The 14,901-nt window shown below is 65.6% G+C and carries 10 protein-coding genes; all 10 read right to left on the reverse strand.

Translation table 11 applies throughout. The features are described 5' to 3' along the window. Nucleotide 1: 1 nt before the first annotated feature. The 10 genes from pelG to vapB all read right to left on the reverse strand — a co-directional run bounded on the left by pelG (nucleotide 2) and on the right by vapB (nucleotide 14,641). On the reverse strand, nucleotides 2-1,372 hold the full coding sequence (pelG, locus tag DVS29_RS20735; protein WP_118182359.1) for an exopolysaccharide Pel transporter PelG: 1,371 nt from the start codon (nucleotides 1,370-1,372) through the stop codon (nucleotides 2-4). After that, nucleotides 1,373-3,034: a GT4 family glycosyltransferase PelF gene (pelF, locus tag DVS29_RS20740; protein WP_118182360.1), complete on the reverse strand. Its 1,662-nt coding sequence runs from the start codon at nucleotides 3,032-3,034 to the stop codon at nucleotides 1,373-1,375. It abuts the gene before it with no gap. Nucleotides 3,035-3,052: 18 nt separating this feature from the next. After that, nucleotides 3,053-4,291, reverse strand: coding sequence for a tetratricopeptide repeat protein (locus DVS29_RS20745; protein WP_240655711.1), 1,239 nt, complete (start codon nucleotides 4,289-4,291; stop codon nucleotides 3,053-3,055). Further along, the gene (locus tag DVS29_RS20750) at nucleotides 4,278-5,756 is read right to left on the reverse strand and encodes a PelD GGDEF domain-containing protein (protein WP_118182361.1); all 1,479 of its coding nucleotides are present in this window, start codon (nucleotides 5,754-5,756) and stop codon (nucleotides 4,278-4,280) included. Before DVS29_RS20750 ends, DVS29_RS20745 begins: the two co-directional genes overlap by 14 nt. A gap of 55 nt (nucleotides 5,757-5,811) precedes the next feature. Continuing rightward, a complete protein-coding gene (locus DVS29_RS20755; protein ID WP_118182413.1) occupies nucleotides 5,812-6,321 on the reverse strand; it encodes a DUF2786 domain-containing protein in 510 nt (169 codons plus the stop codon). 100 nt (nucleotides 6,322-6,421) lie between these two features. After that, nucleotides 6,422-10,402, reverse strand: a complete 3,981-nt coding sequence (locus tag DVS29_RS20760) for a tetratricopeptide repeat protein (RefSeq protein WP_118182362.1) — start codon at nucleotides 10,400-10,402, stop codon at nucleotides 6,422-6,424. After that, the gene (locus tag DVS29_RS20765; protein WP_118182363.1) at nucleotides 10,377-13,226 is read right to left on the reverse strand and encodes a bifunctional glycoside hydrolase/polysaccharide deacetylase family protein; all 2,850 of its coding nucleotides are present in this window, start codon (nucleotides 13,224-13,226) and stop codon (nucleotides 10,377-10,379) included. Before DVS29_RS20765 ends, DVS29_RS20760 begins: the two co-directional genes overlap by 26 nt. 230 nt (nucleotides 13,227-13,456) lie before the next feature. Continuing rightward, nucleotides 13,457-13,900 carry a GNAT family N-acetyltransferase gene (locus DVS29_RS20770; protein WP_118182364.1) on the reverse strand — a complete coding sequence of 148 codons (444 nt, stop codon included), beginning with the start codon at nucleotides 13,898-13,900 and terminating at the stop codon, nucleotides 13,457-13,459. Nucleotides 13,901-14,003: 103 nt separating this feature from the next. Further along, nucleotides 14,004-14,405, reverse strand: a complete 402-nt coding sequence (locus tag DVS29_RS20775; protein WP_118182365.1) for a type II toxin-antitoxin system VapC family toxin — start codon at nucleotides 14,403-14,405, stop codon at nucleotides 14,004-14,006. Further along, nucleotides 14,405-14,641 carry a type II toxin-antitoxin system VapB family antitoxin gene (vapB, locus tag DVS29_RS20780; protein WP_118182366.1) on the reverse strand — a complete coding sequence of 79 codons (237 nt, stop codon included), beginning with the start codon at nucleotides 14,639-14,641 and terminating at the stop codon, nucleotides 14,405-14,407. Before vapB ends, DVS29_RS20775 begins: the two co-directional genes overlap by 1 nt. Nucleotides 14,642-14,901: the final 260 nt, after the last annotated feature.

The raw sequence follows: 14,901 nt of genomic DNA on the forward strand, positions 1-14,901 counted from the left end.
GTCACTGCAGCATGAACGTCTCATACTCGAGCACGTCGAGCTTGCGATCGAGCAGATAGAGACTCGCCAGCACGACGACGAGCAGCGAACCTGCGAACCCGTAGCCATACCACGCCGGATTTAGCGCGAGCGTGACGCTGGTCAGGATCACGTTCAACACCACGAAGCCGCCGACGAGCCCCGTGACGATAGGCCGCCGGTCAAGATAGAAGAACACGTTGATCACGCCCATGAACACCACCTGCAGGCTGGCGGCGATCACGTCGACATACAGCAGGGGCAGATACAGCGCGGAAATACGCAGCCATGCGAGCACCACCGCGCCCGCGGCGAACAGCAGCATCGCGGCAATGGTCTGCACCTTGATGATTTCCCACAGCCCGATGCGCAGCGCCTCGACCATCGCGTTGCGCATCCGCTCGATGTGCTGCAACGACGCCCCTTCGCGCACGGCGTCGTAGAACGCGTCGTAGTATTCGACGAAATCGGTCTCGATGCGCAGCAGGAACACCGCCATGCCCGGGATGATCGCGAGGTACGCGAGAAACACCGGGATGTCGTAGATGATCGACGCATGCAGTGGCCCGATCACCGGCTGCCCGGTACCGGGTGCGTACCAGAACATGAACTTGTCGATCCAGATGCCGAGGTTGTACAGGAAGCCCGTCCACATCAGCGACGGATAGCGGTAGCGCTTCTGGAACACCTCGAACGAGATGAAATGGTCGCTACGGTAGTCGCGGTAGATCAGCGTGAGGAGCCCCGCGAGCAGCACCGTCTGCCCGAGCACGAAGCCGCTCATCAGGCCGTTCAGGCGGAAGCGGTTCAGCGTGAGCGCGGCGCCAGTGGTCAGCGCATAGCCGATCAGGAACACGACGATGATCGACATGTACTGCTTCATGCCCGACAGGAAGATCGTCGCGATCCAGATGTTCGCGACGATCACAAAGCCCGCGAGCATCAGCAGCCGGTAGCCCGCCGTCTGCTGCGGAAACAGCAGCCACACGGCGAGAACGCCGAGCACTGTGGCGGCGACCGTCACGACGAACGCGACCGCGTGGAAGTTCGGCAGCACGAGATCGTCGCGCTTCTCGAACAGACGGTCCGACGTGAAGCGCGTGTACGCGAGCTGCAATGGCCCCGTCAGCACGAGCGACACCGAAATCAGATACGTGACCGACACCTGGAACTGCGTGATTAGCGAGGTGGGCAGCACGAACGGCAGGCTCAGCACGCCGATCATCAGAATGCCGACGATCGACAGGATCCACGGGCCGGAACTGATCAGCCCCGCGTACGTGTATGCCTGCATCATCCCCAGCAGCGTGTCGCGCCGGAGCATCTTGCGCAGTTCGAAACCGATGCCGGCCATTCAGGCCTCCTCGCGGCCATGCGCCGCGTGAGCTGGATCATGAGCATGTGCATGCGCCGCCGTGTCTTCCGCGTCGGCGAGATCGGGCAGCGCGGTCAGGCGCTGATACAGCGTGCGATACGAGCCGATCATCTGCTCCTGCGTGTAGTAACGCTCCACGCGCGCGATGCCCGCCCGTTGCGCCGCATGCCAGTTCGCTTCCGCGAAGAGATCGAGCGCGGCGTCCGCAAGCGCGCGCGGATCGGCGATCTGCACGACGCGGCCGGCCGCGCCGAGCGCCGCATCGTCGCCTTCGAGTCCGTAGATCAGCTGCCGGCACGAACCGACGTCGGTGGTGACCGACGGCACGCCGGCCGCGAACCCTTCGAGCACGACGAGTGGTAACGCCTCGGAGATCGAGCTCAGCACCAGCACGCCGCATTTCGGCAGCAGTTCGTCGATCTTCTGGAAGCCGAGAAACTTCACCTTGTCCTGCAGGCCGAGACTCTCGACGAGCGCGCGGCACTCCGACGCATACGACGGGTCTTCATCCTCCGGACCCGCGATCCACGCTTCGGCATCGGGCATTTCGCGCACCACGGTCAGCATCGCACGCACGAAGGTCTTGATGTCCTTGATCGGCACGACGCGCCCGATCAGGCACAGTGTCTTCGGTACGCCCGGCGCGCGTTGCGCGCGCAGCGGCGCGAGCCGTGTGAGGTTCACGCCGTTCGGAATGCTCGCGGTCTTTGCATCGGGCGCGCCATCGATGATCTGCCGGCGCCGGTTGCCTTCGTACAGCGCGATGATGTCGTGCGCCGCGTCGTAGCACACGCGCCCGAGCGTTTCGAAGAAGCGCACCCACAGGTCGCGAAAGTAGCCGATCTGCGCGACGTCGCGCTCGAAGATCGTGCGGTTGTCGCGAATCCACTGGCTCTGGAACAGATCGATCTTGCGTTCCTTCGTGTAGATCCCGTGTTCGGATACGAGCAGCGGCCGCCCGTGACGATAACGTGCGAGCGCGCCGAGAAAGCCCGCATAACCCGTCGATACCGTATGGAATACGCGCACGTCCGGCAACCCCTCGGCGATCTGCGCAAGCTGCCATAGCGGCTTGTGCATGATCCGCACGGTCCAGAAGTAATCGACGAACGATGGGTCCGTACAGAACTGCCGGTACTGGTCCGTGAGATAGGCCCACGCTTCCTTCGAATAGAGAAACGCGTCTTCGCCGAGCGCGCCGCCTGGCCGCAGATCGGCGAGCATGTCCTTCAGCATGCGTCCCGCGGCGTTGCGCATCGCCGGGTTACGCAGATGCTCGTGCAGTTCGGCGGAGCGCCCGAACGCGTGCGCGTCGCCCTGCTGTCGCTGCACCATCGGCGGCGGCGGGAAGTCGTACAGGTAGTGGTTTTCGAGATGCACGACGTTGTCCGGCAGCGGGTACGACTGCTTCGGATAGTCCTGCGGCCGGCTGCCGAGAAAGCACAGCGCGAACGTGTACTCCGGAAACGCGCGGATCACCTGGTTGACCCAGCTCGACACGCCGCCGCTCACGTATGGAAATGTGCCTTCCAGCAACAGCCCGATGTCGGCCGATTGCGCGCGCGGCAGGTCGTTCGGATAGCCAGCGCTGGTCGCCGCGTTGGTCTTCGCGCTGGTCGTCTTGTTGGCGGATGTGCTCATCGCATGGCGTATCGTGAATCACGCGCCGCGCGGGCGCGGCTGAGGTTTGAATACTGGGCGCGGCGCTGGCGCGGGCGTGGCGCGCGGATGCCAGAATTCGAGCACCGGCCGCATCGTCGGAAGCGTGCCGTGCTGGCCGATCTCCGCGAGCAGTTCGCGCACTCGCGCGTACTGGCGGCGCAGATACGCGGCCTCGGCGAGATACGGCAGCATCCGTTCGCGCGGAAAACCTTGATCGATCGCCCGCTGCAGCAGCGTCTCCGCCGCATCGAGATCGCGCCGGTCGAGCGCGAGACGGCCGCGCAGTCGCCAGAGCGATGCGTCGTCCGGCCCGTCGGCCAGTGCCGCGCTCGCGTACGCATCCGCCTGATCGGCGGCGTTGCGGTACACGTCGCCCGTCACGAGGTTCTCGTAGATCAGCTCGCTGTACAGCTCGGCGAGCGCCTTGTTCGCGCGGCGCCGTGCGACACCCGTGGCGGACCGCTGATTCTTGCCGTCGAGCTTCGCGCGCTCGGCGAGAATGCGCTGCGTCAGCAGCTTCTCGCGGCTGTCGAGAATGCCATACGCGAGCAGGCGAATGTCGTCCAGCGGATCGGCGAGCATGCTTTGCAGCAGCGGCGAGACGGTACGCACCGGCATCGACTGCATCGCGAGCAGCGCGGTCATCCGAAACGACGTGGACGCATCCGCGTTCTGCAGTTCCGCTTTCAGCCGCGCGCCGCGGCCGTACGACACGGTGCCCATCAGGCTCGACGAAAACTCGGGTTCCTCGACGCGCTCGATCGGCAGATTGCGGTCGCGATGTCGCAACGATGCCGCAACCGCGAGCGAACCCAGCGTGCACAGCAGTCCGCCAAACGGCACCGCAAAATACAGCACCCACAGGTATGCGAACACCGAGCGCTTCGGCTGACGGTAGCGCGCAGGCAACACCCAGCCGGTGCCGAGCGCGAGCACCACGGCAGCAAGCGCGTTGATCGCGAGGCACAGCAGCAGCAAGCCGGTGTTGCTGTGCGTCTGTGCAGCGGGCAGCGCAACGACCTCGGACGGCAAGCCGGCCAGTACATCGGCGGATGGGTCCACGATGCTGCGCGCGGCGAGCACCGCGACGCCGATCTGCAGCGTCACGCCGACGATGTTCGCGATCACGCCGAGCCAGAAGCGGGCGCGGCGCTGGCCATTGCTGCCGCTATCTGGCGGAGGCAGAGGCGGAGGCGGCGATGCCAGCGGTTCGCGCGCGGTTTCAGAGGCGGACATCGCAGCGCTCCAGCAGACGACGCAACGCATCGAGCGCCGCATCGGGCGGCACCGATATCGCATGCACGGCGACGTGCGCCGACTCGAAATCGACGCCGTATTGCGCGCGCATGCTCTCCTCGATCCGCAGCAGATAGCCGTCCACCGCGCCTTCGCCCGACAGCGGCATCAGCGTGAGCATCGCGAGATGCTGGTCGTCGCGGATCGCCCATTGCGCGTCGAGCGCGCGGCGCGTGCGCAGCAGGTTCTGGAACCACGTCTGGCTGCGCTCGTCATTGTCGAACACCAGCGCGACAAGCGACGACGCCACGCCCGAATCGCGCGTCAATCGCACGAGCCGCGCGTAGTCGAGCGCGAACTCGTACGGGCACGACGGCAACGCCTGCACGATTTCGCGCGTGACCGCAGCATGCCGCACGCCGTCCGAATAGAAGTGGCACAGCACGAGCAGGAACTGCAGGTTGTCGTTGTTGAGCGCGAGGAACGGCATGCTGTGCACGACGAGCAGACCGATCGGCTCCTTCAGCGCATCGACGAGCGGCACACACACCACGTATGCCGACCGCGCGGCCTGCTGTTGCGTGGCCGAACCGACGTGCACCAGCGTGCGCGATTCGAGCGCTTCGAGCACCAGCGGGTCTTCGACATCGAGCTCGAACGGCTGGCCGATGCTCGCGGCCGGCTCGCTTAACGCGTTGCCGCCGCGCCATGCATAGATGCGCGCGCCATCGAACTGGCACGCCTGCGCGGCGGTTTCAAGAAACGCCTGCGCGCCGCGCAACGTGACGTCGCCCTGCTGCGCGGGCGTCGCGTCCTGCAGGAACGCGAGTTGCCGCAGCCGTACGAGCGAATCGCGCAAGGTGGCCGGACGGCTCATCAGGTCCTGTTCGAGCCGTTCGTGCGACAGGCGCAGCATGAACTGGTTGCGCGTGAGGATCGACAGCCGTTCCGCGAGGTAGTCGTTCGCGACGCGCGCCTGCCGCAGCCGCGTGGTCCAGATGTCGCCGAACTGCCCACATAGCAGCGTGAGCGCGAAGCCGCCGAAGAAGAAGCCGACCGGAAACACGCGCGCGCCGCGCTGCTCCAGCGTGCTAGCGATCGAACCGAAGTGGGTCACGGCCACGTCGCCGCCGGGATAGAACACATACCAGGCAGCGAGCAGGATCAGCCCGGAGCAGCCGCCGATGATGCTGCCGTAACGCAGCGCGATCACCACCGGCACGATCCAGGTCCACACGAAGCCGGTATGCATCAGCAGCGGATTGTGCGGCGCGAACAGCGCACAGATCGCGATCTCGCCGACCGTCGCGACGATCGTCTCGACGAGCGCCACGATGCGCCGCCGCATCACCCCGCGCGACGGCGCGATCCATTGCGCCCAGCGCGAGCCGGCGCCGACGCTCTGTTGCTGGCGTCGTCGCAGTCTCGAGCGGGCTGGCACGTCATCAGGAACGCGTGTGTTCATGCTCTGCCCTGACCGGTTCGCGTAAAGGAAAGGCTGCGCGCATCGGCTCGCCGCGTCAATGCGCGAGCTGCGACAGCAGTTCGCGTTCGAGCTTCTGCGCGACGCCCGACACCGCATCGCGGCTCCAGCCGGTGCGACTGCCCGTGCCGCTCCAGATCACCTTGCCGCTTTGCACGTCGATCACGTCGAACGTGATGCCGACTGCCGGCTCGCCGTCCACGCCCACCTTGTAGCGCCACTCGTTGACCGCGCCGGTCAGCGCGTAGTGCGCGTTCTGCTGGCGCGCCCACGTGAGCGCCGCCTGCTGCTGGTCGGGCTTCGCGGGGTCGAACAGCGTCTCGTCGTCGCTCGACGCCGGATAGCGCGCGAGGTTCGTGTAGCCATACGACGTCATCAGGCTCTGCGCGATCGACGCGGCGCGCTGGCCCGCCTGCGGCGTCTCCGTGTTGTTCGCGAGCGGCAGCAGCGCCCACGTATCGGTTTTCGAGAGCTGCGGCGCGCTGCTGCGATCGACGACCGCGCAGCCGCTCAACGTCCCTGCCAGCACCAGCGCCGCCGCGGTCATCCAGCCGGCCGCGCGTGCCGAGCTGCGCGTGCGTATGCAGGTGCGGGGCCGCGCTTCGATGTGTGTCTGTTCCATCTCGTTCTCCATTCGTCGTGCTGGTTCAATACAGATAGCGGTACCGCACACCAATTTCCTTCACCGATGATGAGTTCGTCGCCGATACGCCCTGATACAGGCCGTACACGAGCATCTGGTCATCGCCGAACACGCTGCCCGCGACGCCGAGCATCACCGCGCCCGACCATCCCGCGCGCGAGTCGCGTATCGGGCCCGCCGAGAACATTGGCCGCCATGCCTTGCTGTAGCTCTCGGTCAGGTCATCGCCAAACGAAAACAGGAGGCCCGCCTGAGTGAAGGTCTGCGGCATGAACGACTGCGCGTCGAACGCCGTGCCGACCGGCAGCAGTTGCCGAAGCTGCGTGCCCGGCGTGCCGTCCGCGCTGTACTGGCCATGTGCGACGACCGCGCGCACCGTGTAGTCCGGATAATCGACGCGCAGCTTGTAGCCGCCGTTCAGCTCGAACAGCTGGCCGCTGCCGAGATAGCCACAGTCCTGCCCGTGAAAGCGCGCGTATTCGTAGCGTCCGCCCGTGAACCAGTGCGGGTCGAAGCGCCACGTGAGGCCCGCCGATGCGAAGTCCTTCGTGCCGCCCACCTGCAGCTGCGTCGTTTCGGTGGCGAGCTGGTGATAGCCGAGCGCATAGGCGAACGTGAGCGACGGCGTAACGTTGAGCGTGCCTTCGAGCTTCGCTTCGGTAAACGAATCGAGCGCGTCGCGCTGGCCGAGCGTCACGTGCTCCTCGTCGTTCTGCCCTTCATGGGTGTACACCCCTTCCGCCAGCCGGTCGTTCTTCGGCACCGTCGGCAGCGTCGTGCCGTCCGACGACTGCTCGCGCTGCATCAGACGCAGCTGCAGCGACTGCGTATCGCCGAGACGCATGCCCGCCGTCACCGATTGTTCGTTGAAACGCAGCGGCCCCTGGTCGACGTAGCGCTGCGCCGCCGCCACCGACTGCGCGTTGCGCAGCAACTGCTCCTTCAAGAGCGGCTGGATCGTCTGGTTATCCGGCAGGCGCGACGCGGCATCGAACGCGTCGGTCTGCGCATCCGCGTAGCGGCCAGTCAGCGCTTCGGCATCCACCTTGTTCTCGCGCGGAATCAGGTCGGGCACGCTGTCGAGCAGGCGCGTGAGCGTGACGACGTCGCCATCGTTGATCGCGAGCTGCGCTTGCGCATACACCGGGCGCGTGCTGCGATCGACGTACTGCTTCTCGAGCCACAGCCGCTCCAGATCGCTTTCGTTCTCGTTCTGCGCCCACGAGATCGCGGCTTCGCGAGCGATCGCGGAATAGGTTGCCTGCTGGTTGCGCAGCGCCTGCTGCTTCGCGGGCGGCAGCTTGTCGAACTCGCTCATCTCGCCGAGCTGCGACGTGTCGTTCCCGAGCTTCGTGGTTCGGCTCGCAGCGCGGTCTTCGCGGAGCATCTCGATCAGCACCGCGCGCGACGTGTCCCCCGTGGCAAACAGCTGCGTCAGCCCGACCATCCGGCCGCGCAGATCGTCCTGCTCCGCGTCGGGCAACGCTGCCGCGTGCGGATCGCGACGGCGCTCGGCGAGTTCGGTCCACACCTGGCGGCGCAGGCGCCACGCTTCGTCCGCGCGGCCGTTCAGGTCGAGCGCATCGGCCCAGGTCAGCCGCCACAGCGGATCGTGTTTCGACGTGGCGGCCTGCTGATGCAGGTAGTGCAGCGCCGCGCGGCCCTCGCCGAGACGCAGGTACGCGGCGCCGTAGGGCGCGGACAGTGCCGGATCCGTTTCGGCAGCGCTTGCGTAGCGGTTCAACGCGCGGCGCAGATCGACGTCGCTGCCGCGATCGACGAGGTCCCACACGTAGGCGGCGCGCACGTCGCCGTTGTCCGGCGCGAGCGTCACCGCGCGGCGGATGTCGGCGGTCGCGGCGGCCAGTTCGCCGCGTTGATGTTCGTACTCCGAGCGCGCCAGCAGAAAGGCCGGCGACTTTTCCGCGGCAACTAGCTGGTTTGGCGTAAGCGAATCGAGCAGCGCGGCGAGTCTTCCCCACGCGTGTGCGCGCTGATAGTTGTAGACCGCCTGCTGCAGCATCCGCACCTGGCCGGTGCGCCGGTACGAGAGTTCCGCGAGGCGCCCTGCGTCCAGCGGCGAATCGCTGTAGTAGCCGACCATCATGTCGTAGTCGTCGGGCGTCGTCTGGCCGCTTCGCATCAGCCCCTGGTAGCCCTGGTTCGCCGCCTGCCGGTTCTGGTCGATCGACGCGAGCAACGCGAGGAAGCGCCAGTAGTCGGCGTCGTCCTTGCCCGCCACCTTCTGCGCGTCGTGCATCGCGGCCAGCGCGGCGTCGAAGCGGGTGCGCGCGTAGAGCATCGTCGCGATCTTGTACGCGTAGGCGACATTCGGACCGTACTCATGTTCGAGCGTCTGCCAGGTGCGCAGCGCGAGATCGTCGTCGCCTTTGCGCTCGGCGAGCGCCGCGTAGCGTTCGAGTATCGGCCGGCGCATGCGGCCATCTTCGCGCGCCTCCAGAAAACGCAGCCCGCCGTCGGGATCGGCCAGACGTTCATACGCATCGACGACGCGGTCGACGAGCTTCAGGTTGTCCGGATCGAGCGCGGATTGATGCATCGTGACCACGAGCAGCGCATGCACGTCGTCGAGTCCCGGCGCGAGACGCGCAACCTGCTGCCACGCCTGTTCATCGCCACGCGTTTGCGCGATCTGCAGCCAGCTGCGCAGCGCGACGTCGGGCTGATGGTTCCATTCGGATACCTGCGCGAGCCGCGCCAGCCACAGCATCGAACCGGGCGCCTTATCAAGCGCCCGTTGTGCGACGCGCTGCGCACTGGCGACGTCACCGTTCGCGAGAAACACGCGATACGCGAGGTCTTCGTCGCTCGTTGCGGGCGAAAGTGGGTCTTCGGGCTTTGCGGCTGTTGTGGCAGTGGTCGTCGCATTCGCCGCCGCATTCGTCGTCGCATTCGCCGATGTACTCGCCGCCGCTCCCGCGCTAACGTTTGCGCGAGCATCCGAAGCGGTGCGGTCTAACGCTGCGGCCACGCGTATCCAGCGCGCACCGCCAACGCCACGCGATGGAATGCGCATTGGCTGTGCGAACGTATCCGCGCCTTCGCGATGGCGCGATGGATGCCACACTGCGTAGTCGAAGCGCGGGCCTTCATCGTGCGGACGGCGCATCGACATCTTGAGCAGCCGCTTCACATAGCCCTCCGCGACATCCGGCCGCCCCGCCGCGATCGCGAGATTCGCGAGATAGCGCAGCGTCTCCGGATCGTCTGCAAGATCGCCAATGTGCTGGTTCGCGGCATCGAGCGCCTGCTGCAGCAGGTTGCCGCCCTGCAGCGCGTGCAACGCAGCGAGGAACAGCGTGCGCCGCTCGCCGAGCGTCGGCGCGTTCACCTGCGCGGCAAAGTACGCATCCGCGGCTTCGCGATAGTGGCCGCTGCCGAGCGATACCTTCGCTTCTTCGATTCGCCAGTCGTTTGCATGCAGCGGGTCCGCGTCGATCAGCTGCGTATAGAACTGGCTGGCCAGCGCGCCGTCGTTCAGGCCGCGCGCCTGTTGCGCGAGCGCCTTCAGCTGGTCGACGTTCCAGCTATAGCCGGCGGCTTCGTGCAGCAACGCGTCGACGTCCACAATGCGCGCGGGCCGCAGCGGATCGTCCTGCTTCAGCCCGTACAACCGGCGTTGCGCGATCGAGAGCCGGATGGCCAGCGACATCTGCCGCGTGCCGGGATCGTGCGAACGCGCGAGCCTCGCGAGGATGCGCTCCGCGTCCGCGATGCGCTGCCCTTTCAGATATTCGCGCGTGAGCTCGGACAGCACGTCGGCATTGTCGGGATCGACGCGCAGCCACGCTTCCAGATACGCAATGGTCAGGCTGTCGACGTTCGCGCCGCCGAGCAGCCGCTCCTCCAGTTTCTCGCGCGGAAATGCGAGCGCCAGCATCAGCGCGACGAGCGCGCCGAGGATGGCGATCACGGCCGGCGAAAACAGCCGCTGCCGTTCAGGAGCCGCACGCGACGTCGACATGCACGCTATCCGCAGAGCCAGGAAGGGAACGCTGGCTCACGCGGCATGCGCCCGCGTTGGCCAGCCTGAATTGCGGCGCGACATGCGCCCGCAGGTCGAACGAAAAGCCGCGGCCGGCGCGCTCGAAATGATCGAGCCTGCCATTCGCTTCGGCCAGATACGGCACCCGCGGCGCGCGCGACGCATCGATCACGGTGAAGCGCGCCTCGCTGTCCGCCAGATGCACGTAGGTGCCGCCCGGCCCCGGCAGATAGCCCGCCACGCCCTGCGCGTTCGCCATGTCGGGCACCTTGCCCACCGGCAGCCGCACCGTACGCAGATAGCCCGCGTTGCGCACCACCCACGCGTTGTCGTGGCGCGCAATGCTGGTGTCGAGCGAATCGAGCACGATGCGCGCGTATTCTGAAGTGAACACCGGCGTCACCGGCTGCTTCAGTACCGCGTTCAGCACTTCCTTAAGCGCCGCGACGGACGCATATTTAGTGCCGCTGAACATGTGGTAGTAGACGTCGATCGACTTGAAGCGGATCGGCGTGTTGGTCATCTGCAGGGTTTCGAGCAGGCGGTCGAAACCATAGAACGGTCCGTGCCAGAGCCCCGTGTACAGCTCTTCGTTCTGGTTAGGCGCGAACACCTGGTAGTAGCCGTCCTTCATCACACCGAGCGGCGCGATCGCGGTCCAGGTCGGGTCGCTTTTCGTGATCAGCGTGTCGCCGCCATTCATGTTCAGCACACCCGCCTGATACGCGGCCTTCAGCACCGGCGCCGGTACCTGGCAGTCGCCGCTCCAGAGCACCATGCGCACCGGCTTCGACGCGGGCGCGATGCGTGTGTCGATGTACTGGATCGAGCCGCCGATCTCCCGATCGATGCTGAAGTGATAGCCGGGGATATCGATCGACCGGCCCGTGTTGTTGGTCTGGCTCGCGCCTTCGGTGGTCGCGTTCTTCTCGTCGGGATTGCCGAGGCCGGTCACGCGCATCCACTGCAGCGGGTGTGTGTAGGTGTGCGTGGCCACTTCAACGTTCGGCAGCTCGAAGATGCGGCGGCCGATGTCGCGCAGATGCGGCGCGAACTTGCGGAACGGACCGTCGTCGCTGACTTCGCCTTCGATCAGCGACACCGTGGTTGGCATCCCGGTGTCGCGCAGCACGCGGTACAGCACGTCGCCCGAGTATTCGGGCTGGGCGTCGGTATTCGGATGCTCGCCGTCCTGGAACTCGACCCGCGACGCGAACCCGTCGCCGTCGATATGCGACATCGCGAGGCGCCGGCCGTTTTCGGTGGTTGTATCGGGCACGGGCACGTCGGTGGGCAGACGCAGCGCGGTACGCAGGAACTCGATCGGCTGCAGAACCCAGCGCGACTGGTTGATCGCGCCGAGATCGAACACGCCGAACGGACGCATCGCGTAGCCGCCCCATGGCGTGATCGCCGCGCCATCGATCTCGAAGTTGCCCGAGCGCAGGCGCAACAGCGAACGGCTATGCGCACCGACGCGAACCGGCGTGTAGTCGTGCGGATCGGGACGCGGCTTCATCTCGAAGCCCATCAGTTTGGGGTCGAACGATTCCACTTCGAGCTTGCTGTTGGCCGGTGTGCCTGCAACGGGCTCGAGATCGAGCTTCTGCGCGAGCACCGGGTCCATCTGGATGCCGAAGGTCGTGAACACCGCGATCGGGAGATGCGCGTCGATCTGCGCGAGCAGCCACGCGCGGTAATCGTTCGGGCGCGCGACATCGTTGTTGAGCCACAGCACGATGCCCGCGTAGCGGCGCCGCAGATCGCCTTGCGGCAATGGATCGTGCGCATCGCGAAAGTCGATCGTGTAGCCGAGGTAATTGAGCGGCATCGCCAGAAAGCGCACGCCCGGCGACGTGTTCAGATCGGTGTGCGGCAGCGGATCCTGCAGGACCAGAATGCGGCGCTCGACCGGCTGCGCCAGCCCCACGCCCATCGTCTGCAGCGTGCCGTCGGTCACGTACGGCACGATGCCGTCCGCGCGGATCTTCTCGACGGTATCGCGCGTGCATGCGTCGTCGGATGGCGCGCAGTAGTCGATCGAGATCACCGGCAGGTGGTACTGGTTCTGGACGATGTGCGCCTGGTTGAGCAGCCACGCGCGATCGGCATCGGGCACATCGGTGTAGCGCTGCTGCGCCTGGTCCCAGCCGTGATACAGCGATTCGAACGCGACCGCGTACACGAGGTCGTGCACCTGCGGCAGGATCTCGAAGCCGCGGTTAAAGATCAGCTTCGCGTCCGGATAGCGCGCCTTGATCTCGCGGATCACCGCGACGAGCCCCGCCTGCTGGCGCGCGCGGGCTTCGTCGGTTTTGGCAAAGAGCTGGTACGAGTCGAGCGTGTCGAGGAAGAAGCCGCGATAGCCGCGGGCCCACAGCGGCGCGATCACATGGTCGACGAAAAACGTGGGCCAGTCGGGCTGGCTCTGGTCGACCACGCGCGACGCCCACGATTCGTTCGTACCGGCCAGCCACGATTTCGGCAGCGCCGCATAGTACGGACGCGAAGGCTGCACTTCGCCGACGCTCGCATAGGCGAACCACGTGGTGTGCGGCAGCGGATGGGCGCGAGGGTCGAAGTGGCTGTCGGGTTCGACGACGGCCGCATCGTACGCGGAGAGTTGTTCGACGGGTGGATCGTCGCCGTAATAGAGCGCGAACGACGGTTGCCCTTGCGTTGTGGTCGATGCATCGGCCGATGCCGGTGATGTGCCCGTTGCGGCGTGCGCCGTCCAGAGGATGGACGTCAGCAGCCACAAGAGTACGAATCGCAATAGCGTTTCAATGACGGGTGCGGTCATCCACGATGCGGCGCGTCATGCGCGAGCAGCCAGTTGAACTGGCACTTATCCTAATGAAGAACCCGCGCGGCGGCTAGTGCCGTGTGCAGGAGCACATGCGCGACACGATGCGTCGCGATGCGATTCAAACAGCGTGACAGCCGTTCGTATGATGTTTGTCATGCGCGATGGGTTGATGTGGGCGCTGACACAGGGCGCGACGTCCGTCCGCTTCACGCTTCGTGCGTCGGTCAAACGTGGTAGATGAGCGTGCGTGTGTGCGCGTCGCGCTGGATCTCGACGAAGCCGCGTCGCCGGTACCAGCTGTACGCGATCTGGTTGGTGGCGAGCGCTTTCAGGCAGAGCGGCTTGCCGCTCGTTCGCGCGTGGTTTTCGAGACGATCGAGCACCGCGCTGCCGATGCGCTTGCGCTGCATCGCGGGCGCGATGCAGATCAGCTTCAGCGTGATGTCCTCGGGCGTGTTCTCCCAATGCACGAAGCCGCAACGCACGTCGTCGAGCAACAGGATGCGCCACACGCCCTGAGTCAGGCTGTTCGTCAAACCGTTGCGCTGACGCGCTTCGTCCCAACCGTACTCCGGCTCGACGTATTCGCGCATGCAGTCGCGATAGGTGTCGAAGAGCCACGCGGCGTCGGGTTGGGCGGGGGGGTGGAGGGTGAGGTGCGCGGGCATAAATGCTCAGCGAGATGAAAGGTCAGCGTAGCCGACAAGACATCGCAGTTCGATCCCGCCATCGAGGCGCCGCGCGTCCAACGCCATATGGACGTCTCGGCGTTCAGCTATTGAGCCAGTTTTCCAGTTGAATCCCGGGATAGCTCGCAAAATCTCGCTCGTTGTTCGTGACCAGCACGACATCCAATGAGACTGCGTGCGCCGCAATCAATTTGTCGAGTTGATCTTTCTTGCGTTCGCGCGTCGCCTCGCGAACTGGACCATACGCCGCAGCCGCGTTCGCATCGAACGGCAATACAGGGATGTCCTCAATCAGCGCGGCGAGGTTCCGCCGCTCCCGAGCCCGATTTTCCGAAACTGCAACACCGTGCTCCAGTTCGGCATAAGTGATCGCAGACATCACCACATCACCCACATAGCATTGCGCAAACCGCACGGCCACCTGCTCCGGCTGGTTCTTCATGAGGTAAATGCACATGTTCGTATCGAGCATGTAGCGCGGCATCACAAACCCTCTCGTTCGGTCTGCTCCGGGTCGCCACGGCCCTCGGCCATGAAGTCGCTGCCGAATTTCGCGAATTTCTTGAGCACACCTGCGAGGGGGCGGCGCGCCGGGCGAATACGCAGCTCGTCACCTACCCGCTCGATCTCAACCTCGACGTCACTGCGGTCGTAGGCGAGATCAGCAGGAATACGCACGGCCTGGGAATTGCCGTTCCTGAAAATCCTGGTGGTATGCATCTGAACCTCACGGCGTGTGTACTATGGATGTACTATAGACCAACGCCGCACAAATGTAGATACACGTGTGTACACGCTGTAGTGCACCATGGTCGTAGCCGGGTTTGTCCCCTCATCCTGCGCATCCGGGGTACCGCTCTATTCTTTTGCCGTCCTCCCGCGGCTTCGCACCACCACCCGCATCGGCACCCGCAACCAATGCGCGTCCTTTTTCATGCGCAACAGCGCCGCGCCTGCTCTCCCCCCACAGTCCCCGGCAG

Origin of the sequence: Paraburkholderia phosphatilytica (assembly GCF_003443895.1) — a bacterium.
GTDB lineage: Bacteria > Pseudomonadota > Gammaproteobacteria > Burkholderiales > Burkholderiaceae > Paraburkholderia > Paraburkholderia phosphatilytica.